The organism is Catellatospora vulcania (genome assembly GCF_009720385.1).
Lineage (GTDB): Bacteria > Actinomycetota > Actinomycetes > Mycobacteriales > Micromonosporaceae > Catellatospora > Catellatospora vulcania.
Genome location: NZ_ML769302.1, coordinates 761572 through 783364 on the forward strand (window position 1 = coordinate 761572; position 21793 = coordinate 783364).

18 protein-coding genes and 1 pseudogene are annotated in these 21793 nt (G+C 70.4%); 9 read left to right on the top strand and 10 right to left on the bottom strand.

Going from position 1 to position 21793, the window contains the following annotated elements; genetic code table 11:
• Positions 1–10: 10 nt before the first annotated feature.
• Complete coding sequence (locus tag F6W97_RS07775; RefSeq protein ID WP_155369420.1) at positions 11–502, bottom strand: inorganic diphosphatase; 492 nt, start codon at positions 500–502, stop codon at positions 11–13.
• Positions 503–803: 301 nt separating this feature from the next.
• On the opposite strand from F6W97_RS07775, the gene dacB reads away from it, so the two are divergent.
• Positions 804–2840, top strand: coding sequence for a D-alanyl-D-alanine carboxypeptidase/D-alanyl-D-alanine endopeptidase (dacB, locus tag F6W97_RS07780; RefSeq protein ID WP_230686478.1), 2037 nt, complete (start codon positions 804–806; stop codon positions 2838–2840).
• A gap of 3 nt (positions 2841–2843) precedes the next feature.
• On the opposite strand, the pseudogene tilS reads toward dacB, so the two are convergent.
• Together tilS and F6W97_RS07790 are read right to left on the bottom strand one after the other, a co-directional pair.
• A pseudogene (gene tilS, locus F6W97_RS07785) lies at positions 2844–3740 on the bottom strand (tRNA lysidine(34) synthetase TilS); the annotation flags it as partial.
• Positions 3741–3949: 209 nt separating this feature from the next.
• Positions 3950–5032 (bottom strand): zinc-dependent metalloprotease, encoded by a 1083-nt coding sequence (locus F6W97_RS07790; protein WP_155369422.1) that lies wholly within the window; start codon positions 5030–5032, stop codon positions 3950–3952.
• A 71-nt stretch (positions 5033–5103) separates the two neighbouring features.
• Between F6W97_RS07790 and F6W97_RS07795 the strand changes: the two genes are divergently transcribed.
• Both F6W97_RS07795 and F6W97_RS07800 read left to right on the top strand, forming a co-directional pair.
• On the top strand, positions 5104–6675 hold the full coding sequence (locus F6W97_RS07795) for a gamma-glutamyltransferase family protein (protein WP_230686479.1): 1572 nt from the start codon (positions 5104–5106) through the stop codon (positions 6673–6675).
• A 269-nt stretch (positions 6676–6944) separates the two neighbouring features.
• A complete protein-coding gene (locus F6W97_RS07800; protein WP_230686480.1) occupies positions 6945–10196 on the top strand; it encodes a S8 family serine peptidase in 3252 nt (1083 codons plus the stop codon).
• Between the two features lie 88 nt (positions 10197–10284).
• Here the strand turns inward: F6W97_RS07800 and F6W97_RS07805 are convergent, their stop codons facing one another.
• Positions 10285–11238, bottom strand: coding sequence for a GlxA family transcriptional regulator (locus F6W97_RS07805; RefSeq protein ID WP_155369427.1), 954 nt, complete (start codon positions 11236–11238; stop codon positions 10285–10287).
• A 139-nt stretch (positions 11239–11377) separates the two neighbouring features.
• Here F6W97_RS07805 and F6W97_RS41200 point away from each other — a divergent pair, with 139 nt between their 5' ends.
• The 4 genes from F6W97_RS41200 (at position 11378) to folE (ending at position 15406) form a co-directional block, all read left to right on the top strand.
• The gene (locus tag F6W97_RS41200) at positions 11378–11500 is read left to right on the top strand and encodes a hypothetical protein (protein ID WP_269059669.1); all 123 of its coding nucleotides are present in this window, start codon (positions 11378–11380) and stop codon (positions 11498–11500) included.
• Between the two features lie 4 nt (positions 11501–11504).
• Entirely contained in the window at positions 11505–12068 is a 564-nt protein-coding gene (gene hpt / locus F6W97_RS07810; protein ID WP_155369429.1) for a hypoxanthine phosphoribosyltransferase, read from the top strand.
• 678 nt (positions 12069–12746) lie between these two features.
• On the top strand, positions 12747–14765 hold the full coding sequence (gene ftsH, locus F6W97_RS07815) for an ATP-dependent zinc metalloprotease FtsH (protein ID WP_155369431.1): 2019 nt from the start codon (positions 12747–12749) through the stop codon (positions 14763–14765).
• Positions 14762–15406 (top strand): GTP cyclohydrolase I FolE, encoded by a 645-nt coding sequence (folE, locus tag F6W97_RS07820; protein WP_155369433.1) that lies wholly within the window; start codon positions 14762–14764, stop codon positions 15404–15406. Before ftsH ends, folE begins: the two co-directional genes overlap by 4 nt.
• 53 nt (positions 15407–15459) lie before the next feature.
• On the opposite strand, the gene F6W97_RS07825 is transcribed toward folE, so the two are convergent.
• The 3 genes from F6W97_RS07825 to F6W97_RS07835 all read right to left on the bottom strand — a co-directional run bounded on the left by F6W97_RS07825 (position 15460) and on the right by F6W97_RS07835 (position 18472).
• Positions 15460–16083: a hypothetical protein gene (locus F6W97_RS07825; protein ID WP_155369435.1), complete on the bottom strand. Its 624-nt coding sequence runs from the start codon at positions 16081–16083 to the stop codon at positions 15460–15462.
• Positions 16084–16108: 25 nt separating this feature from the next.
• The gene (locus tag F6W97_RS07830) at positions 16109–18079 is read right to left on the bottom strand and encodes an FtsK/SpoIIIE domain-containing protein (protein ID WP_230686481.1); all 1971 of its coding nucleotides are present in this window, start codon (positions 18077–18079) and stop codon (positions 16109–16111) included.
• Positions 18080–18196: 117 nt separating this feature from the next.
• Entirely contained in the window at positions 18197–18472 is a 276-nt protein-coding gene (locus F6W97_RS07835; protein WP_155369437.1) for a hypothetical protein, read from the bottom strand.
• 101 nt (positions 18473–18573) lie between these two features.
• On the opposite strand from F6W97_RS07835, the gene F6W97_RS07840 reads away from it, so the two are divergent.
• Positions 18574–18735 carry a hypothetical protein gene (locus F6W97_RS07840; protein ID WP_155369439.1) on the top strand — a complete coding sequence of 54 codons (162 nt, stop codon included), beginning with the start codon at positions 18574–18576 and terminating at the stop codon, positions 18733–18735.
• Between the two features lie 281 nt (positions 18736–19016).
• Positions 19017–19514 (top strand): hypothetical protein, encoded by a 498-nt coding sequence (locus F6W97_RS07845; protein ID WP_155369441.1) that lies wholly within the window; start codon positions 19017–19019, stop codon positions 19512–19514.
• A gap of 1 nt (position 19515) precedes the next feature.
• Here F6W97_RS07845 and F6W97_RS41505 read toward each other — a convergent pair whose 3' ends face one another.
• Genes F6W97_RS41505 through F6W97_RS07860 form a run of 3 tightly spaced genes read right to left on the bottom strand, consistent with a single transcriptional unit; the run spans position 19516 to position 21793 of the window.
• Positions 19516–20130: a hypothetical protein gene (locus F6W97_RS41505; protein ID WP_407924553.1), complete on the bottom strand. Its 615-nt coding sequence runs from the start codon at positions 20128–20130 to the stop codon at positions 19516–19518.
• The gene (locus tag F6W97_RS07855; RefSeq protein WP_155369445.1) at positions 20127–21269 is read right to left on the bottom strand and encodes a M23 family metallopeptidase; all 1143 of its coding nucleotides are present in this window, start codon (positions 21267–21269) and stop codon (positions 20127–20129) included. Before F6W97_RS07855 ends, F6W97_RS41505 begins: the two co-directional genes overlap by 4 nt.
• Complete coding sequence (locus F6W97_RS07860) at positions 21266–21793, bottom strand: hypothetical protein (RefSeq protein WP_155369447.1); 528 nt, start codon at positions 21791–21793, stop codon at positions 21266–21268. Before F6W97_RS07860 ends, F6W97_RS07855 begins: the two co-directional genes overlap by 4 nt.

The following is a 21793-nucleotide window of genomic DNA, read 5'->3' on the forward strand; positions in this document are numbered from 1 at the left end:
ATGTCCGGCCTCAGTGGCCGCCGTTCTCCTTGGCGCGCTCGAACGAGCGCACGATCTCGGCTTCGGCCTCGGTGCGGCCGACCCAGGTCGCGCCCTCGACGCTCTTGCCGGGCTCCAGGTCCTTGTAGACCTCGAAGAAGTGCTGGATCTCCAGCCGGTCGAACTCGGCGACGTGATGGATGTCACGCAGGTGCTCCAGGCGCGGGTCGTAGGCCGGCACACAGAGGACCTTGTCGTCGCCGCCCTTCTCGTCACGCATGCGGAACATGCCGATCGCGCGGCACTTGATCAGACAACCGGGGAAAGTCGGCTCCTGGACCAGCACCAGCGCGTCGAGCGGGTCGCCGTCCTCGCCGAGGGTGTTCTCGATGAACCCGTAGTCGGCGGGGTACTGGGTGGAGGTGAACAGGGTGCGATCCAGCCGGATCCGCCCGGTTTCGTGGTCGACCTCGTACTTGTTGCGCTGCCCCTTAGGGATCTCAACCGTGACGTCGAAATCCATTTCACACTCCCATTGGCCTGTTAGTTCGCCGACGTTGGCGAATTTTAGTTAGTCTCGCCTGGCTGGTTTGAGGCATCGGAGGAGGGCCGCTTTGGGGAGGCAAGGTTCACACTACGGTGCCGAACCCGGAGATGCCGCGGGTTCGCCGTCCGGCCCGCCGGGCGAGTGGGTGTGGAACGGCCAGGAGTGGGTCTGGCAGATCCACAGCGGTTATCCACAGCCCCAGGACCAGGGGCGTAGCGGGTATCCACCGGCTTATCCACAGGACGCAAGCCCCCGACCGGGTGCTTATCCACAGGATGTGCACAGCACTCCGCAGGATCGGCAACCTTACGGCAGCCGTCCACAGGACGCCCAGCCCGGAAATCCACAGGCTCCGGCCGACTCCGGTCCACAGGTCCACGGCAGCTCGCAGGCCGCGCCCGGCTACGGCTCCGCCCAGGTGCCGCATAGCCAGTACGGCTCCGCCCAGGTGCCGCAGGGCCGGTACGGCACGGCTCAGCCGCCGCAGAGCCAGGTGTCTCCGGGCTACGGTTCGGCGCAGGTGCCCCAGGGCCAGGTGTCTCCCGGCTACGGCGCCGCTCAGGTGCCGCAGGGCCAGTACGGGTCGGCCCAGCCGTCCCAGGGCCAGGTGTCTCCGGGCTACGGTTCGGCGCAGGTGCCGCAGGGTCAGGTGTCGCCTGGCTTCGGCGCTGCGCAGGTGCCGCAGGGCCAGTACGGATCCCCGCCGCAGGGCCAGGGCGCCGCGGGCTACGGCTCGGCCCAGGTCCCGTCAGGACCGGGCTACGGCGTACCGGCCGGCCAGAACCCGGCGACCCGCTCCGGTGAGTACGGCCGCCCGGCCGCACAGGGCGAACCCGTGCCCGCCGGTCCGAAGGACGTCGGCAAGCCCAAGAAGCGCCGCAAGGGCGTGCTCGTCACCGTGCTGACGCTGGTCGTCGCGCTCGGCGCTGGGCTGGCCGGGGTCGCCGTGCTCAAACCGGACCTGATGGCGAACCTGCTGGACGCACCCGACTGGCAGTCGCCCAGCGCGGCCCCGCCCGCGGAGCCGGCGGTCGCGCCGGTGCTGGCGGCCATGTCCGACGCCCCGGTGCCGGACGCCGCCGAGCTCAAGAGGATCCTCGACCCGCTGGTGATCAGCTCGCCGCTGGGCAGCAGCGTCAGCGCCTCGGTGGTCGACGTCGGCACGGGCGGGGTGCTCTACGAGCGCGCCCCCACCGAGATGATCACTCCGGCGTCGAACACGAAGCTGGTGACGGCGGCCGCCGTGCTCACCACGCGCGGCCCCGACTACCGGATCACCACCCGGGTGGTGGCCGGGCCGAACCCGGGCGAGGTCGTGCTGATCGGCGCGGGTGACGCGACGCTGGGCGTGACCGCGAAGAAGTTCTACGAGGGCGCGGCCCAGCTCGACGATCTCGCGGCGCAGGTCCGCAAGGCGATGGGCGACACCCCGATCACCAAGGTGCTCACCGACGGGAGCCTGTTCACCGGGCCGACCGCGTCGCCGGACTGGCCGTCGGACACCCTCGGCGAGGGCAACGTCTCCCGGATCACCGCGGTGATGATCAACGGTGCCCGCACCGACATCAAGGATCGCGTGATGCCGTTCAACCGGTTCAGCGATCCCGAGCGCGCGGCCGGTGACGCCTTCGCGAAGCTGCTCGGGCTGACCGACAGCGCCAAGGGCAAGGCGCCCGCGACCACGGCCACCGGCTCGGCGGCCCCGTCGCCGCAGGCCAGCGCCGCCGCGGCCGGGTCTCCCGCGCCGGGTACGCAGCTGGGCGCGGTGCAGTCCGCACCGCTGCTGCGACAGGTCGAGCAGATGCTGACCGAGAGCGACAACACGCTGGCCGAGGCGCTGGCGCACCAGGTCGCCCTGGCCAAGGGCCAGCCCGGTTCGTTCGCCGGGGCCGCCGACGCGATCGAGCAGGTGGTGACCGAGCTCGGGCTCGACGCCACGCAGAGCGACCTGCTGGACGGCTCCGGTATGTCGCCCAAGAACAAGATCTCCCCGAAGGTGCTGACCGGCCTGCTCGTGAAGGCCGCGGGCGGCACCGACTCACACCTGTCCGACTTCTTCAACGGCCTGCCCGTGGCGGGCTGGTCGGGCACGATGACGCTGCGCTTCGCCAAGTCGAAGTCCGGCTTCGGGGTCGTGCGCGCCAAGAGCGGCACGCTCAACTTCGTCAACTCGCTGTCAGGGGTCGTGCAGACGGCCGACGGGCGGCTGCTGGCGTTTGCCGTGCTGGCGGAGAACGTGCAGGTCGACCGCGATACGGCACAGAACGCCCTGGACAAGATCGCCGCGTCGATCGCAGTCTGCGGCTGCCGCTGAGCCTCAGCCGCCGGTCAGCTCGCCTGACCGGCGGCTCACCGCGATCCCGCCGGGCAGCAGCGTCGCGCCCTGCCCGTGCCAGGCGGTGATCAGCGCGTCCAGGGCCGCGACGTGCCGGTGGGTCAGCGCGGCGCGGGGTGCGCCCAGTTCCGTGGCCCAGGCGTGCAGCACGCGGGTACGCAGTGCCGCGGGCAGCCCGCACAGCGCGTCCGTGGACAGCCCGGCGGCGGTGCGGCAGCCTGCCAGCGCGTTCCCGGCCAGTTCGTCGAGCAGGTCGGCGTCCGCGCCCAGCAGGGCCGCAGACCGGGCCAGGTTGGCCACGACGCCCTCGCCGAGCGCGGCGACCAGCGCGGGCAGCGCGTCGGCCCGCACCCGCGACCGGGCGTACGACGGATCGGTGTTGTGCGGGTCCTCCCACGGCACCAGGTCCAACGCGGCACACGCGGCCCGGCAGGCCGAACGCGGCACGCCCAGCAGCGGCCGGCTGAACCGGGCACCCGCGTGCGAGCGATGTGCCGGCATCCCTGCCAGTCCGCGCGGCCCGGCCCCGCGCGCCAGCGCCAGCAGCACGGTCTCGGCCTGGTCGTCGCGGGTGTGTCCGAGCAGGACCGCCACCGCGCCGAGCCGCCCGGCCGCCTCGGCCAGTGCCGCGTACCGCGCCTGCCGTGCCGCCGCCTCCGGCCCGCCGTGCGTGCCGACCTCGACCGTCGCGACCTCCACCGGCGCGAACCCCTGCTCTCGCGCCCACGTCGCGACCTGCTCGGCCCGTCCCGCCGACCCTTCCTGCAACTGATGGTCGACGGTCACCAGCCCGACCCGCCACCCCAGCCGCGGCGCGACGAACACCGCCCCCGCCGCCAGCGCCAGCGAATCCGCCCCACCCGAACACGCCACCAACACCAGCGGGCGCCCTTCTACCGGCCGCAACTCTTCAAGACTTGCGCCATCCGGACCGCCCTGAGGCCGCGACTCTTCAAAAGTTGCGGCAGGGGTCGGCGCGGCGGCGGCCGCGGAGACGGTCGCCGGGCGGGTGGGCGGGGCAGGGGTGGGCAGGGTGGTCAGGGTGTGGCGGATCGCGGTGCGGATGGCGGCGACCGAGGGGTCGAGCCTCATCCCAGGGTGTCGGCGGTGACCACGCGGGCCACCCACGCGTCGGGGTCGGCGATCTCGTCCAGGGTCGGCAAGGTCTGCGGGGACGTCCAGATCCGGTTCAGGCCGTCCATGCCGACCCGGTCCAGCACGGACTGCACGAAGACCCGGCCCTCGGCGTACTGCCGCATCTTGATGTCGATGCCGAGCAGTCGGCGCAGGAACTGCTCGACCGGGTTGCTCGGGTTGCGGCGGCGGTCGAACGCGGCCCGGATGGTGGCGACGCTCGGGATGACCTGCGGCCCGACGCCGTCCATGACCACCTCGGCGTGCCCTTCCAGCAGGGTCAGCACCGCGGTGAGCCGGTCGAGCACGGCCCGCTGCTCGGGCGTCTGCACGGCTTCGATCAGCGACGCGCCGCGGGTGCCCTCGGGCTCGCGGGCCGCCTTGATCGCCGCGCCGAACTGCTGGTAGGCCTGGCTGAGCAGGTTGCCGGTGGGCGGCTCGGTGGCACCGACGAAGGCCCGCACCTCACTCAGGAAGTGCTCGCGCAGCCACGGCACGGCGGTGAACTGGGTCCGGTGGGTGACCTCGTGCAGGCACACCCAGAGCCGGAAGTCGCGGGGGTCGGCCTTGATCCGGCGCTCCATGGCCACGATGTTCGGCGCGACCAGCAGCAGCTGCCCGGCCTCGACCTTGCGGCCTGGCTCGGCCGGCGGCGCGGCGAAGATGTCGTACTGGCCGAGGACCTTGCCGGACAGGTAGCCCAGCACCGCCCCGGCCTCGACGCCGGTGACCTTCGCGCCGACCAGGTTGCCGAGGAAGCCGACCTTCTCCTCCAGCTTGTCGGTCAGCGGCGTGATCACCGTGCGGAGCCCCTGCACGTTGACGTCGGCCCAGGTGCGCCGGTCGACCACGCGCACCGGCGCGTCCGGCACCTGCGGGGTCATCTTCGTGTACTCCGCGACGTGGCCGATCGCCTCGTCGGCCAGCCGACGTAGATCGGCGACGACCGCGGTGGCTTCTGCCATGGTCACCGACGGTCCGGTCGGGCCGAAGCGCGCGGCGGTGGTCGAGGCAAGATCCCAGTCCACGAGAGCCATAGGTAAGAACCTACTCTCCCGTAGCCATATCGCCCCGCGCCACGTGTTTGGATCTAGGGATGCGACAAGCGGTGTACGCACCTCAGGGCGTGGTGGCCACGAGTCAGCCGCTGGCTGCCCAGGCGGGCCTGGCGATGCTGCGTGAGGGTGGTTCGGCGGTCGACGCCGCGGTGGCCGCGGCGGTCACGCTGACCCAGGTTCAGCCCGGCTCCAACGACATCGGTGGCGACCTGTTCGCGCTGGTCTGGGACGGGAAGGAGCTGCACGGGCTGAACGCCTCGGGCCGTGCCCCGGCGGCGCTGAGCCTGGCCGAGCTCACCGCGGCCGCAAAGCCGCCCGGCGGCGCGCTCGGCGGAGGGCAGGCGCAGGCCGCGCTCGCGCCACCGGCCCGCGGGTGGCTGCCGGTGACCGTGCCGGGCGCCCCGGCGGGCTGGCAGGACCTGCACGCGCGGTTCGGCCGGCTGCCGTTCGAGCGGCTGTTCGCCGACGCGGTGCACTACGCCGAGCAGGGCTGGACGGTGTCGCCGACGGTCGCGAGCCGCTGGGCCGAGTCGGTGGAAGTCCATCGCGGGCTGGACCATCCCGAGTGCCGGACCTGGGCCGACGTGTACGCGCCGGGCGGGCGGGCGCCGCAGGTCGGCGAGCTGTTCCGCAACCCGGGCGCGGGCCGGGCGCTGCGGCTGATCGGCGGCAGCCACGCGGACTCCTTCTACCGCGGGGAGATCGCGCAGGCGCTGGCCGCGTACGCGGCGGACACCGGCGGCCTGCTCACCGCCGCCGACCTCGCCGAGCACACCAGCACCTGGGTCGAGCCGGTGAGCACGGACTACCGCGGGCACACCGTGTACGAGATCCCGCCCAACGGGCAGGGGGTGGCCGCGCTGCAGGCGCTCGCGCTGCTCGACGGGCTGCCGCGGCACGGGCTGCACGAGCAGATCGAGGCGATGAAACTCGGCTTCGCCGACGCGCACGCGTACGTCGCCGACCCGGCCGTGTACCCGATGCCGGACCTGCTCGACCCCGCCTACCTGACGGCGCGGCGGGCGCTGATCGGGGACCGGGCCGGTGACCCGCCGCCCGGGGACCCGATGAAGGGCGGCACCGTCTACCTCGCCGCGGCCGACGCCGACGGCATGATGGTGAGCCTGATCCAGTCGACGTACCAGGGCTTCGGCTCGTTCGTGGTGCTGGGAGAGTACGGCTTCGGGCTGCAGAACCGCGGGGCCGGGTTCAGCCTGGACCCGGTCCATCCCAACGTGGCCGCGCCCGGCAAGCGGCCGTTCCACACGATCATTCCCGGGTTCCTGTTCCGCGCCGGCGCACCGCTGGGACCGTTCGGCGTGATGGGCGGGCACATGCAGCCGCAGGGCCACCTGCAACTGGTGCTGGCGACCGTGGACGACGGCCTGGGCCCGCAGGAGGCGCTGACCCGCCCGCGCTGGTACTGGCACACCGCACGCCAGGTCGAGGTCGAGCCGGAATTCGACCCGGTCCTGGTCGAGCAGCTGCGCGCGCAGGGCCACGAGGTCACCGTCGCCACCGACCGCTCCACCTTCGGCATGGGCCAGGCGATCTGGCGCATCCCCGGCGGCTACGTAGCCGGCTCCGAACCCCGCGCCGACGGCCAAGCCGCCGCCTACTGACCCGCAGCCTCGCCGCCGTGCCGCCGCGCTGGCCTGCCGCCGCGGGGCCGCGCTTGCCACGCGGGCATGATCGCTGTTTCGTGCCATGATCTGCGGTCCCACCGCAGGTTCTGACACGAAACGGCGATCTCCGACCGCCCGCCGAGGCGGCGGCGGGGGCAGGTAGGACAGGGCCTCGCCAAGTCCAGGGGCTACGCGTGGTCGTTTAGGCCACTGTGAAGATGGCGACTTTTGTCCGGATTAGCTGCGGGTTTGCCCTGGTGGCGAGCGTGGCGGTGATACCGGGGGGCAGCGGTGCGGCCGCGCCCGGCGGCCCGCAGAAACTCCAACCGGCCTCGCGGGCCACGGCCGGGCGCGCACCCACCAGCCGGCTCGCGAAGACCGACCGCAGCCTGCTCGACCGCACCGACGGCGAACGCATCCCGGTGCTGGTCAAGCTCGACCACGACGCGGTCGCCAGCTACACCGGAGGGGTGCCGGGGCTGGCCGCCACCAGCCCGGCGGCCACCGGCACCCGGCTGCGCGGCGGCGACGCGGAACAGGCCTACGAGCAGTACCTGGCGCAGCGCGAGAGCCGGTTCACCTCCGCGCTCGCCGCGCAACTGCCGTCGGCGCGGGTCGGCCAGCGGCTGCGCACCGTGTACGGCGGGGTGGCGCTGACGCTGCCCGCCAACGAGGTCAAGAAGCTGCTCGCCGTCGAGGGCGTGGTGGCCGTGCAGCGCGACGAGCTGCGCGAGCCGCTGACCGACTCGTCCAGCTCCTTCATCGGCGCGGACGTGCTGCAGAGCGGAGCCGGCGCGAACGGCGCCCCGACCAGCCAGGCAGGCAAGGGCGTCGTGGTCGGGGTGCTGGACACCGGCGCGTGGCCGGAGCACCCGTCCTTCGCCGACCAGGGCGTGCTCGCCGCGCCGCCGGCCAAGACGGACGGCACGGCGCGCCGCTGCGACTTCGGCGACAACCCGCTGACGCCCGCCAAGGACGTCTTCCGCTGCAACAACAAGTTGATCGGGGGCGCGGCGTTCCTGTCGGCGTACCTGGAGGCGTTCCCGGACGAGACGTACAAGTCGGCGCGCGACAGCGACGGGCACGGCACGCACACCGCGTCGACCGCGGCCGGGGACGTGCTGGCCTCGGCGAAGGTGTTCGGCGTGGAACGCGGCCCGGTGCACGGTGTGTCGCCGGGCTCCTGGCTCAGCGTCTACAAGGTCTGCGGTGCGAACGGCTGCATGTCGTCGGACTCGGCGGCCGCGGTGGCGCAGGCGGTGCGCGACGGCGTCGACGTCGTCAACTTCTCCATCTCCGGCGGCACCGACCCGTTCAGCGACCCGGTCGAGATGGCCTTCCTGGACGCGTACGCGGCAGGGGTCTTCGTGGCCGCCTCGGCGGGCAACTCGGGCCCCGACGCCGGGACGGTCAACCACCTGTCCCCGTGGGTGACCACAGTGGCCGCCTCCTCGCAGCGCCGCGAGTTCAGCGCGGGTCTGACCCTGCAGGCCGGCACCGCGACCGAGCAGCTGAGCGGCGCTTCGCTGACCGCGGGCGCCGGGCCCGCCCCGCTTGTCCGGGCCGGCAGCGCCCCCGGCTACAAGGGCGGCGTGACCTGCGCCAAGCCCGCCAAGAAGGGCCAGTTCACCGGCAAGATCGTGGTCTGCGAGCGGGGCGGCAACGCCCGGGTCGAGAAGGGCTGGAACGTGCGCGAGGGCGGCGCCGTCGGCATGGTCCTCTACAACCCGAAGCTGCAGGACGTGGAGACCGACAACCACTGGCTGCCCACGGTGCACCTGGCCGACCAGTCCGTGCTGGAGTTCCTCGACGCGAACGCGAACGCCGACGTCACCGCGACGATCACCGCGGGCCAGGCCAATGCGGGCACCGGCGACGTCATGGCGGCCTTCTCGTCCCGCGGACCGGGCGGCCTCGCGCTCAAGCCCGACGTGACCGCGCCCGGGGTGCAGATCCTGGCCGGACACACGCCGACCCCCGACGCCAACACGGGCGGCCCGGCCGGTGAGCTGTTCCAGGCCATCGCGGGCACCTCCATGTCGTCGCCGCACGTGGCCGGCGCGGCCGCGCTGCTGGCCTCCCGGCACCCGCAGTGGTCCCCGGGCGAGCTCAAGTCGGCGCTGATGACGACCGCGGTCACCGCGGTGACGACCGAGGACGGCAAGACCCCGGCCGGGCCGCACGAGATGGGCGCCGGCCGGATCGCGGTGGACCTCGCCGACCAGGTCACCCTGACCGTGTCCGACTCGGCGGCCCGCATGGTGACGCTGGCCGACGACGAGGTGCGCGCCGTCGACCTCAACCTGCCGTCGATCAACGCGCCGATCATGCCGGGCCGGCTGTCCACCATCCGGACCTTGCGCAACATGACCGACCAGACCATGACGTACGCCGTCGCGACCACCGCGCCCGAGAGCAGCTCGATCAGCGTCCCGGCGACGGTCACCGTGCCCGCTCGCGGCGTAGCCCCGCTGCCCGTGACGATCTACTCCCGCGCGGTCGCCGACGGCTACCTGTCCGGCGAGATCCGGTTGACCCCGACCACGGGCGGCCCGGCGCTGCACCTGCCGGTCGCCTTCCAGCCGGCCCAGGGCCAGGTGACACTGGCCAGCACCTGCACCGCGAAGAAGGTCACGCTGGCCCGCACCGCGCAGTGCACGGTGACGGCCGCCAACACCGGGTACGACGACGCGCCGGTCGACCTGACCACCCGCCTGGACCCGGCGCTCGCCGTCACCGGCGTCGACGGCGGGGCGACGGTCGACGGCCCGCGCGAGGTCAGCCACGACTCCACGCTGCAGGGCATCGAGCCCGGCCGGCCTGGCGTCGCTGAGCTGGACGACCGGGTGTGGAAGCCGCTGGACGTCGCGCCCGACCCGATCGGCGACGAAGAAATGATCAACTACGAGGTGCCGGGGTTCGGCTACGCCGGCCAGACGTACCACCGCCTCGGCGTGGTCTCCAACGGCTACCTCGTGGTCGGCGGCGGCACCGCCCAGGACGTGCGCTTCGAGCCCCCGGGCACCGAGGGCGAGCAGGCCCCCGACCCGGACCGGCCCAACAACGTGCTGGCCCCGTACTGGGCCGACCTGGACGGCTCGCAGGCCGACGGGGTGCGCGTGGCCACCGTCGAGGGCGGCGGCGTCGAGTGGATCGTCGTCGAGTGGCGGGTGAACCGCTTCGGCACCTCCGACACGCAGCGCTTCCAGGTCTGGCTGGCCACCGGCGAGAACGAGGACATCCGGTTCGCGTACGACGGCCGGAAGCTGCCCGGCGGCGCGAAGGTGTTCGCGGTCGGCGCGGAGAACGCCCTCGGCAAGGGCACGCTGCGCACCGAGAAGCCCGGCCCCGACCTGCGGATCCAGAGCAGCGGCGGGCACCCGGGCGGCGTGGTGTCGTACACGGTGAAGCTGCGCGGCGTCATGCCCTCCGACGCGCGGGTCACCACCAGCATGACCAGCCCGGAGGTTCCGGGCACGACGGTCGTGCGCACCCGCATCCCGGTGATCGCCCCATAAGCCCTGCTCCCAGGGCCGACAAGATAGGAAGGGCACCTTCACAACGCATAGCGTTGTGAAGGTGCCCTCCCTTCGTCTGCAAGCGTGTTCAGCGGGTGCGGAAGGTGTGGCGGTAGTCGGCCGGAGTGGTGTCGAGGCGGCGGCGGAAGTGGTGGCGCAGCGTCGCCGAGTCGCCGAAACCGGCCCGCGCCGCCACCGACTCCACGCTCAGCTCCGTCTCCTCCAGCAGCCGCCGGGCCAGCAGCAGCCGCTGATGCGTGATCCAGTCGTGCGGCGTCGCTCCGGTCTCGGCCCGGAACCGGCGCGCGAACGTACGCGGCGCCATGTGTGAACGCGACGCCAGGTCGTCCACGGTCAGCGGCTCGTCCAGGTGCGTCAGCAGCCACTCCAGCAGCGGCTGCAGGGTGTCGCAGTCCACCTGCTCCGCAATCGGCGCCTCGATGAACTGCGACTGGCCGCCCGCCCGGTGCGGCGGCACCACCATCCGCCGCGCCAGCTTCGTCGCCACCGCCGCCCCCTGCTCCTGGCGCACCAGGTGCAGGCACGCGTCGATCCCGGCCGCCGTGCCTGCGCTCGTGATCACCCGCCCGTCCTGCACGTACAGCTCGTTCGGCGACACCAGCGCCGTCGGATGCCGCTGCGCCAGCAACGCCGCGTGCTTCCAGTGCGTCGTACACCGCCGCCCGTCCAGCAGCCCCGCCTGCCCCAGCAGGAACGCCCCCGAACACACCGACAGGATCCACGCCCCCCGCTCGGCCGCTGCGACCAGCGCGTCCACCGCCGCCGGCGGCACCGCCGACGTCAGCGGATGCGCGGGCACCGCCACCAGGTCGGCACTCGCCAGCGGCCCCAGATCCGCGTGCGGCACGATGCTGAACCCCGACCGCGTCCGGATCGGCCCACCGTCCGGACTGCACACCGCGAACTCGTACGACGGGAACCCGTCCATACTCCGATCGGTCCCGAACACCTCGCACAGCACCCCCAGCTCGAACGGTGCGACGTCATCCAGGCCGAGCACGGCCACCCGATACAGCGACATGTGACTCAAGCTACTCGATGAATGGCAGAAATTCGAGGGACCCTGGCATCTCTGCCACTGTCACCCGCGAACCGGACACGAGACACTTGATTCACTCCGGTGCGCACCGGCCCAACCACTTCGAAACGGTGAGGCCGTCATGGAGCTGTTCGTCTTCCTACTCGTGTTCCTACTGGTCACCGGCATCGCAGGCCAGTTCGGGATGATCGTCACCAATTCCGACCCCGACGTGCGCCAGGACCCCGTCATCCGGCACTCTTGACCACATGGGCTGGTACGACGCGGACATCGACCGTGTGATCATCACTGAAGAGGAACTCCGCGGTAAGACCGCCGAGCTCGCCAAGCAGGTCGCCGCCGACTACGCGTCGGTCGACGGCCTGCTTCTCGTCTGCGTCCTGAAGGGCGCAGTCATGTTCATGGCCGACTTCTCCCGCGAACTCGGCAAGCTCGGCGGCCCCCCCGTCGAACTCGAGTTCATGGCAGTCTCGTCCTACGGCCAGGGCACCACCTCCTCCGGCGTAGTCCGCATCCTCAAGGACCTCGACCGCGACATCGCCGGCAAGCACGTGATCGTCGTCGAGGACATCGTCGACTCGGGTCTGACACTCTCGTGGCTGCTGAAGTACCTGGAGTCGCGGTCTGCCAAGTCGGTCGACGTAGTCGCGCTGTTCCGGAAGCCTGAGGCGATCAAGGTGCCGGTGCCGGTGAAGTACGTGGGGTTCGACATTCCTACGGAGTTCGTCGTCGGCTACGGGCTCGACTATGCGGAGCGGTATCGCGAGGTGCCGTACGTGGGGATTCTCAAGCCTGAGGTTTATCAGCGCTGATCGTGCGTGGTTTCGCTGCGCAGGGGGTGCCGCCGGGAACGCTGAGGGCCGCCAAGAGCGGGCGGCCCTTTTTACGCTTTTCCCGGCGGCACCCCCTGCTCCGCTCCGGTAGGAGTGGTTGCGGTGGGTGGGCTTGTGCGGGTTTTTTAGGGTCTGCCACACGGGTAACGCCCCACACTTGGCTACTACCTGGCCCCACGGTCACCACACATGTCCTCAAGGACTGTCATGTGGGGCGTTACCTGTGGGGCGCAAGCGAGTTGCGGCGGTCTCCACGGGAGCCGTTGGGGGTTCACTTGGGTGGTGGGGTTACCTGTGTTGCTATGTCCCTAAAAAGTGCAGCCTGGGTATGGGCTTTCGCGGAACGGGGTAGGGGTCGGGGGAGCGTAAAGGGCCGCCCGGGTTTGGCGGCCCAGCTCCCCCGACCCCTACCCCGTGGAGCGCCCCCAGGCAGTAGCCTCAACCACCCACTCAGCCGTAAGCGAACACAGGCGTGATTTGTCCCGAATGCGGGGGACCTGAGCTGAGAAAACGCTGAACGTTGTGCGATGGGGACCACGCATCAGCCAACCGAAGGTTTCTACGGTGTACCGTCGACTAACCGGGCCGCGCCCGGTGAGCTGACCGCCTCTATCGATCAGGAGGACACGGGCGCGAACAAAAGCGTCCGGTAACAGCATGGAGCGTACGCGTTTCTTCCGCCGGCCGATCTTCTGGATCTTCATCGTGGCCATCGGCGCGATCCTGCTCAGCCAGCTCTTCACCAGCGGCCCGAGCTACCAGCCCGTGGACACCTCGGTGGCACTCTCCCAGCTGAACAACGCTGGGGCGGGAGCCATCAAGGAAGTGCAGATCCGGGACAAGGAGCAGACGCTCCGGATCGACCTCGCCAATAAGGCCAAGTTCGGTGATGTCGAGACCGACAAGATCGAGGCTCAGTACCCGGCCGACGCCGGGCTTGAGATCTTCAACCAGGTCGACGCGGCCAAGAAGGCCGGGAAGATCTCGGGTGACTTCGACACCGAGGTCACCGAGGAGTCGGTGTTCCTGTCGCTGCTGGTGAGCCTGCTGCCGATCGCCGTGCTGGTGATCCTGCTGCTGCTGTTCATGTCGCAGATGCAGGGCGGCGGCTCGCGGGTCCTCAACTTCGGCAAGTCGAAGGCGAAGCTCGTCAGCAAGGACACCCCGAAGACGACGTTCTCGGACGTGGCCGGCTCCGACGAGGCCGTCGAGGAGCTGCACGAGATCAAGGACTTCCTGCAGAACCCGGCGAAGTACCAGGCGCTCGGCGCGAAGATCCCGAAGGGTGTGCTGCTGTTCGGCCCGCCCGGAACGGGTAAGACGCTGCTGGCCCGCGCCGTCGCCGGCGAGGCCGGGGTGCCGTTCTACTCGATCTCGGGTTCCGACTTCGTCGAGATGTTCGTGGGTGTCGGCGCCTCGCGTGTCCGTGACCTGTTCGAGCAGGCGAAGGCGAACGCCCCGGCGATCGTGTTCGTCGACGAGATCGACGCCGTCGGCCGCCACCGCGGCGCCGGCATGGGCGGCGGTCACGACGAGCGTGAGCAGACCCTGAACCAGCTGCTGGTCGAGATGGACGGCTTCGACGCGAAGGGCGGCGTCATCATGATCGCCGCGACCAACCGTCCCGACATCCTCGACCCGGCGCTGCTGCGCCCGGGCCGCTTCGACCGCCAGATCGCGGTGGACACCCCGGACATGGTCGGCCGCAAGGCGATCCTGCGGGTCCACGGCAAGGGCAAGCCGTTCACGCCGGACGTGGACCTGGACGCGGTGGCGCGGCGTACGCCGGGCTTCACCGGCGCCGACCTGGCCAACGTGATCAACGAGGCGGCGCTGCTGACCGCCCGCCAGGACAAGCGCGCCATCACCAACGAGTCGCTGGAGGAGTCGATCGACCGTGTGGTCGCCGGCCCGCAGCGGCGTACCCGGGTGATGTCGGACCACGAGAAGAAGATCACCGCGTACCACGAGGGCGGTCACGCCCTGGTCGCCTGGGCGCTGCCGCACAGCGCGCCGGTGCACAAGGTGACGATCCTGTCGCGCAGCCGCTCGCTCGGTCACACGCTGGTGCTGCCGACCGAGGACAAGTACACCCAGACCCGTGCCGAGATGATCGACACCCTGGCGTACGCGCTGGGCGGCCGGGCGGCCGAGGAGCTCGTGTTCCACGAGCCCACCACGGGCGCCGGCAACGACATCGAGAAGGCCTCGGCGCTGGCCCGGGCCATGGTCACCCAGTACGGCATGAGCTCGAAGCTCGGCGCGGTCAAGTACGGCACCGCCGGTGACGAGCCGTTCCTGGGCCGGTCCTACGGCCACGAGCGGGACTACTCCGACTCCATCGCCGCCGAGATCGACTCCGAGGTGCGCTCGCTCATCGAGCTGGCCCACGACGAGGCGTACGAGATCCTCGTCGAGTACCGCGACGTGCTCGACGCGATCGTGCTGGAGCTGATCGAGAAGGAGACCATCTCGACCGCCGACATGGCGCGCATCTGCGCCCGGGTCGTCAAGCGGCCGCCGATGGCCCCGTTCAACGGGTTCGGCAAGCGCACGCCGTCCACCCAGCCGCCGGTGCTCACGCCGGCCGAGGTGGAGAAGCAGTCGGCGAGCAACGGCCAGGCGACCGACAGCGGTGAGATCACCGTCTCGTCGACCGCGGAGGCCACGAACTGAACGGCGAGCAGGAGCTGGACCACCTCGCCGCCCGCCTGGTCGACGGCTCCCTCACCGGTGTTCCGGTGGAGGAGACCGTCGACCTCGCGCGTATAGAGAAGGCGGTCCGGGAGATCCTCATCGCGTTGGGTGAGGACCCGGACCGCGACGGCCTGCAAAAGACCCCGTCCCGGGTGGCCCGTGCTTACGCCGAGCTGTTCGCAGGTCTGCGGGCCAACCCCGCGGACGTGCTGAAGACGACGTTCGAGGCCGACCACGACGAGTTCGTGCTGGTCCGCGATATCTCGATCTTCAGCCTGTGCGAGCACCACCTGCTGCCCTTCCGAGGCGTGGCGCACGTCGGCTACCTGCCCGGCGAGGACGGCCGCATCACCGGCCTGTCGAAGCTGGCCCGCCTGGTCGAGGTGTACGCCCGGCGGCCGCAGGTGCAGGAACGGCTCACCTCCCAGGTAGCCGACCTGCTTCAGGACAAGCTCCAGGCCCGGGGCGTCATCGTGGTGCTGGAGTGCGAGCACATGTGCATGGAGATGCGCGGCATCCGCAAGGCCGGCGCCCGCACCGTCACCAGCGCCGTACGCGGCATCCTGAAGACGGACCCGAAGACCCGCGCCGAAGCGATGTCCCTGATCAACTCCCGCTGACGATCTTCGACGCGCCCGCCCTGCCGTGACCACGGCCGGGCGGGCGCGTTCGTTCAGAGGACGGCCAGCAGCAGGACCGCCAGCAGCGCCGGTGCGATGCAGGCGAACGCGCCCGCGGCGGCGGTCCGGGGACGGTCCGGGTAGACGGTGCCCACCAGCAGCCAGCCCGCGCCGAACGCCAGCGGCCCGAGGATCAGCCCGCACACGGCGGCGAAGAACACCTGCGCGCCGTCGGCGGCCAGCCCCGCGATCGCCAGCTGCACCAGCAGCGCGGTCAGCGCCATCGGCCCGTACACCAGCAGGTTGCGCAGCGTCTGCGAGCCGCTGCCCTCGTCGTCGAACCGGGCCAGCGCGCCGTCGGCGACCTCCACGTTCGCGCCCGCCTGGCGCAACGCGGCCAGCGCCACCGCCGGTCCGCCGGTGACGGCCTCCGCCGCCGTGTGCAGCTCCGCCGGACCCGGCTGGAGCACCGGCGGGGGAGCCCCGGCCCGGCTCGCCGTGTCGAGCAGACGGGTGGCCTGCATGCCGAGGCGCGCCTGCACGGTCGGCAACTCGTCGCGGGCCGCCGCCAGCGCCGACGCCTCGCCCGCGGCCGAATCCGCCGCCTCCCGCCGCACCGTGTCCAGCCGCTGCGCCGCCCCGACATACTCCGCCCAGGCCGCACTCCGCTCGCTCACCACACCACCACCCAGCTCCACTCGGTCATGCGGGTTCCTGGGTCAGCGCGGTGAGGACCACCGGCGGATCCGAGGACGGGTCGCGGGCCTGCCAGAGGCGCTGCCGCAGGGCGGCCAGCACCTGCGCGTCGGCGTCAGGGTCGGGGAAGCGGACCGTCTTCTCATGACCGCGGGTCGCTCCGCGCGGGCCGCCCAGGCCGCCTGCCGTGTTGACCACCGCGCAGCCCAGCGGCAACGTCGCCGCCGCGTCGTTGGTCGCCTCCAGCACGTCCCCGCCACCCGGCAGCGCGATCCGCACCGGCACCTGCCCGAACAGCGAATCCCGGCGGACGTGCAGCGCCTCGATGCCGCGCACCGTCTGCGAGCACAGGATCAGATGCACGCCGTACGTGCGCCCGCGCCGCCCGATCGACTCCAGCAGCCCGAGCGACTCCGCCGCGACCGGGTCGGAGCCCGCCAGCAGCACCGGGAACTCGTCGATCACACAGACCAGCCGGGGCAGCGGCCGCTGCTCGCGAGCCTGCGCGAACCGCTTCACGCCGAGCTCCTCCCACAGCTCCTCACGGCGGCGCAACTCCTCGTCCAACTCCCGCAGCACCGCCAGGCCGTGCTCGCGGTCGCAATCCATGCCGACCACCCGGGCATGCGGCAACCAGGCCGGATCCGGCTCAGGCCCCGCCATGCCCGGCACGAACCGCCCGAACGCCCCGCCCGCCTTGAAGTCCAGCAGGTACAGCGCCAGCTCATCGGGGTCGTACCGGGTGCACAGCCCGTACAGCACGTTCACCAGGAACGCGGACTTGCCGCCCCCGGACCGGCCGCCGACCAGCCAGTGCGGCGTCAGATCGGCGAACACCAGCGAGATCGGCGTATCGCCGGCCAGCCCCGCGGTCGTCGACAGCCCCGCCGCCGACGACTCCGCCCACCAGTGGTCCGGATCCGGCAGCAGGTCCATCAGGTGCACCTGGCCCGACAGCGCATACCGCTCGGCCAGCTCCCGGCACACCCGCGCCACCAGCTCCGCGGGCGGATCCGGATCGAGCCGCACCGGCACCGACAGCCCCGGCCACGTCGCGGTCGGGCTCGGCCCTTCGGCACCCGTGCGAGCCGCCGGCACGCCGTCGGCACGAGCCGCCTGCTGCGTGAAAGGCACACCCCCCAGCAGGGCGTACGGGTTACGCAACGCGATCTGCGTACTCATCGGCAGCGGGGCCTGCGCCGACGGCAGCGAGGTGTCGGGCGTCAACGGCGGCGGCGGCCAGCCCGCGACGATCAGATGCAGCCCCGTCGCCGGGCCCGCCTGCGCCAGTGACGTGATCCGGGTCAGCTCCGCACCCTGCACATCCGAAGGCAGCGCGGCGATCAGCAGCAGCATCGTGCAGTCCCGCCGCCGCGGCCGGGCCGTCGGACGACGCTGCGCCTCCGGCCGGCTCGGGCGTACCCAATGCTCGGCCTCCGCCAGCACGGCCTGCAACCCGGCCCGGTCCGTGACCGGCGGCGGCATCAGGCCCGCATCGGCCAGCACCCCGAACGGCGCGAACAGCGCCCCGCCGACCGCGTCCACCGCCCGCACCACCAGCGTGCCCGACGGCGCCGTCGCCAGCAGCCGCAACAGCACCGCCCGCAGCACCCCCGCCACCCGCGGGTCCCGCGAATCGGCGCTGAACGTGAGATGGCCCGTGCCAAGCAGCGGCAACACCGCCGGGAACTGGGCATCCTCCTGCGGCGCCGCCGTGCCGACCCGGACGAACTCCGGCCGCCGCTGATCGCCCAGCGGCGTACCCGCCGGCACCTCGTCCAGCGCGACACCCAGCCAGCCCGGCGTCAGCCGCGCAGCGGCATCACGCAGCCGCTGCGCCAGCGCCTGCTGCTCGGCCAGATCGGTGCGCGGCGGCGGCAGATAGGTGTCCAACGCGGACGCCGCCGCCTGAGCCACCGCCGAAGCATGCCGGTGCAGGCTCGCCGCCTGGTCGATCCGTGCGTTCAATCCGGGCACGCCGACACCTCCGCTGCGTCCTCCCCGGGGGAGGGTAGCGCAGAGCGCCCGATACCTGTCGCAACTACGCGGAAGCAACCGCCGTGTAAACCCGACAGTTCGACCGTCGATACCGGGCTATTCGTCCTTCGACAGGTAGTCGATGAAGCGCGCCCTGATCAGAGGCTCCTGGTCGCCGTAATCGTGCCCGGTGAACTCCCGCCACAGCGACACCGAGTCGTCGACCGCGGAGCCGATGTCGGCGAGTTCCCGCTCCTCGGTGTCGGGGGAGGTGGGCAGGTGCTTGAACAGGTCCCAGAAGAAGCCGAGGTCAAGCTTCTCGCGCGCCTTGGTGAAGGCGCGCTCACGCAGCTCCTCGGTGGGCAGGGCATCCAGTTCGGCGAAATCGGTCACCCGACCAGCGTACGGGGTGATCCCGTGAGCGGCTTCCCAGTGGGAAGCTGTCCGCCCGTCGCGATCTCGTGCCGGGAGGGGGAGCAGGTTATCGTCATCGCGTGTATGAGACCCCGCCGCCGAAGCGGCCGTCGCCCCTGCTCGGCCTGGTGAAGAAGCCGATGATGCTCGCCATCGCCGGCGCGGCCGTGGCCCTGCTGCTGGTCATCTTCTGCTGCTGTGGGCTGTGGCTGTTCGGGAACCTCAACACCGGGTCGGTTTGACGTCGGGTCGTCCACACAGGATCGCACACCCTGTGCGGAGGGTGTCCGCTCAGCTACGCTGCCCAAGGCATGCTGATGTACGTCGCTCACCTGTGAGGGTGAGCATGGCGGACAAGTCGATGCTGCAGCCAGCAGTGGACCTGGCCGAGGTGCGGTAGGACGCAGGTGACCTGAGCACTTGTGCCGATGGCGTGCTGGCTGCGCTAGTGCAGTGCAGTTCGCGCGTGGGATCTACTTCCTAAGGCGATCGACCATAGACATGACGACGCGAGAATGAGGGCATGGTGCGATCGGCGAAGTGGCGAAAGATCTTCCTTGTCCTGGCGATTGTCGTGGCGGTCGCCGGAACCGGCGGTGTGATAGCCGCCGTTGTGAGCTACAACGAAGCCACCAAGATTGACCGCAGCAATCCCAAGGTCGTGCTTGACGAATACCTGCGAGCAGCACTGATTGAGAAAGACAAGGTGGGCGTCGACCTTCACACCTGCGACGATCCCGTAGGCCTGGCGCCCATCGGGTCGCTACGTGAGGAGTTTGATCGGCGAGAGAGGGATTTTGGCGTAGTCGTGCTCGTGACTTGGGGTGCCATGACCGGCGAAACCAGCGGAAAGGATTCGGCGGTGACGACGACGTTGACGATCTCAGGTCGCAAGGATGGCGCAGTCATCAGCAAGCGCAGCGAGACCTGGCGGTTCACCCTTGTGGAGTCGGATGGTTGGAGAGTGTGCGCCGCTCGGCAGATGCCGGAGCCCGCACCGTCAGCTACGGCTTCGCCCTGAGCTACTCGATCCAGAGTTCGGCAATCGGCACAGCCCTGGTTGCGGGTGCTTGCCCAGTAGCAGCCCACCGATACCACTCGTGTTCAAGCGCTACCCGAACCTGCGCATTGCCCTCAGGCCCGGAGTGAGCTTCGGTGACTGCGCGCAGGCCGCGCTGCTCACCATCATTGCCAGTCTGAACAAGCCGCCGTCCGGTCAGCTGCCCAGGGGCTTGAGCGGCGATAACTTCTGCGGGAACCGCAACTCGGGTCGGCGGTGAATCCAACGAGACCAGTGTCAGGCTATCGGCGCTCGTCGCTCGCTCGGCCGACGTGCTGATGGTCTCGACCCACACTCGCTCAACTGGCACAAGTGCAGCGAAGACCTCTACTCGCTCGCGCTCCGCCCGGTACCACTCTGCCTCGGCGAGAACAGGAATCAGGCTCCGCGCGCCCTGGCGAATCATCGTGTCACCGCGCAGTCCCGTACGCCATCCGTGGCCCGGTAGGCCGATCATTACTCGCGCGCCGCGTAGCACCCCACCGCTACTGATGACGGTCAGCGCGGGTACAGGCACGATGGGGGCGGGTGGCGTGCGCCACTCGGCAGCCCACGCTGCGAAGTCTGCCTCGGTCATGCCGAGTCGTTCCCCTTTCCGAGGGCAGCACCCTTACTCGCCATGAAAGGCACCGGATCGATCGCGCCACGGTTGGACCGGTCGCCGTCGAGGTGCACCTGGAAGTGCAGGTGCGGTCCGCTGGAGTGGCCGCTGGTTCCCACATAGCCGATAACCTGGCCGGCACCGACTCGTTCGCCGACGCGGACGAGAGGCCTAGTCACCATGTGGCAGTAGCGGGTTATCACTTGCCCGGCGTGAAGAATGTCGACGAACCAGCCACAACCAGGCGTGGAAGGCGAACCGTCCCGGTCGCAATTGCCGACATCGCACTTGCTGACGATGACGACGCCTGCCGAAGCGGCCCGGATCGGTGTGTTGCGGGACGCGCCGAGGTCGACGCCGTTGTGACTAGGTCTTTCACGAGTGCGAAAGCCCGACCACACACCTGCCTTGACAGGAGCCGTCCAGCCTGAGGCTGCGATCTGACCAAATTCGGCGCACTTTAGCTGGTTTCCTACTACAACAGCGCGAGCTGCGCCATCTGCTAGCTCATTGACTATCCGTGTAGCAATTGGCTCATGCTTGGCATATGCATTCGGATAAGCGCTGATCTGTACCCGCTGTGCGGCGACGGTGAGCGGAAGGCTCTCCCAGCCCTTGACCTTGAGTAGCTTGTTGTAGAACTTCGTCGACGAGTAAACGGGATCCATGATTTGCGCAGGAGTGCCCCAGCCTTGGCTTGGTCGTTGTTGGAACAACCCCAGCGAATCGTGGTCGTTGTGATCGCCAAGGTGACCGTGGTTGGTGAGGCTGCTTTCCTGCATCGCTGTCGCAACCGCGATTACCCATCCTCGCGGCGGCACCTTGAGCTGCTGTCCGGTCTTGATGATGATGGCAGCGTTACGAATCTTGTCCTCGCTGTATGGGCCGATCCGTGGGAACTGCCCGGTAACGCTGATAGTCTTGGCGCTACCGCAGCCGAGGGCGTTGGTAAGCGCGGAGTTGTTGGTGGCGAGATCGCCGAAAATGACGGCGGTAACGGCCCCACCACAGCACAGCAGCGCAAGGGCTGCTGTTGCGGCGACGATGATCCCGGGCCGAAGTAGCCGGCGCCCCTTCTCTCGCAGGGGGGCGTTGGGTAGAGGGAAGCCGCTCATACCCGCTCCCAGTCGACGCCGTCCACCAGCCACCGGCCTTGGAAAGCCACGAGCCGCAGCCGCAGCAGGCCCGCATCGATGGGAATGACGACCTCTACGAACGAGTCTGCGAGAGCTTCCATGCGGGCGGCACCGGTTATCCGGTCTGCCGGTACGCCTGCCGGGTCCACGCCATCAAGCTCCATGACGAGAGCCTCTGTGCTGTGGGGTCGCAAGGAGTCGAGCCAGGAAGTCGCACCGCGGTCATGCTTGATCCACTGCTGGGCGAACTTGGTTGCTACAGAAATGGCCTGCGGCCCGTCGCTTGCCTTCATCGGGCTGGGCGTCGGGTCGAGGTGCACCAGACCGTCGTCCCCCTCGTGCGGGTCGACCGCACTGGGTGCTGCAATCGGTGGTTGAACGGATGAAATCGCTGGTGGGGTGGGGTCGCCAAGTAGTTTGCCGAGGGCGACGATGACCGCGACCACGCCGGCCAGCCCGAGCGCCACCACGGTGCGGGGCCGTAGGGGAATCCGGGACAGCAT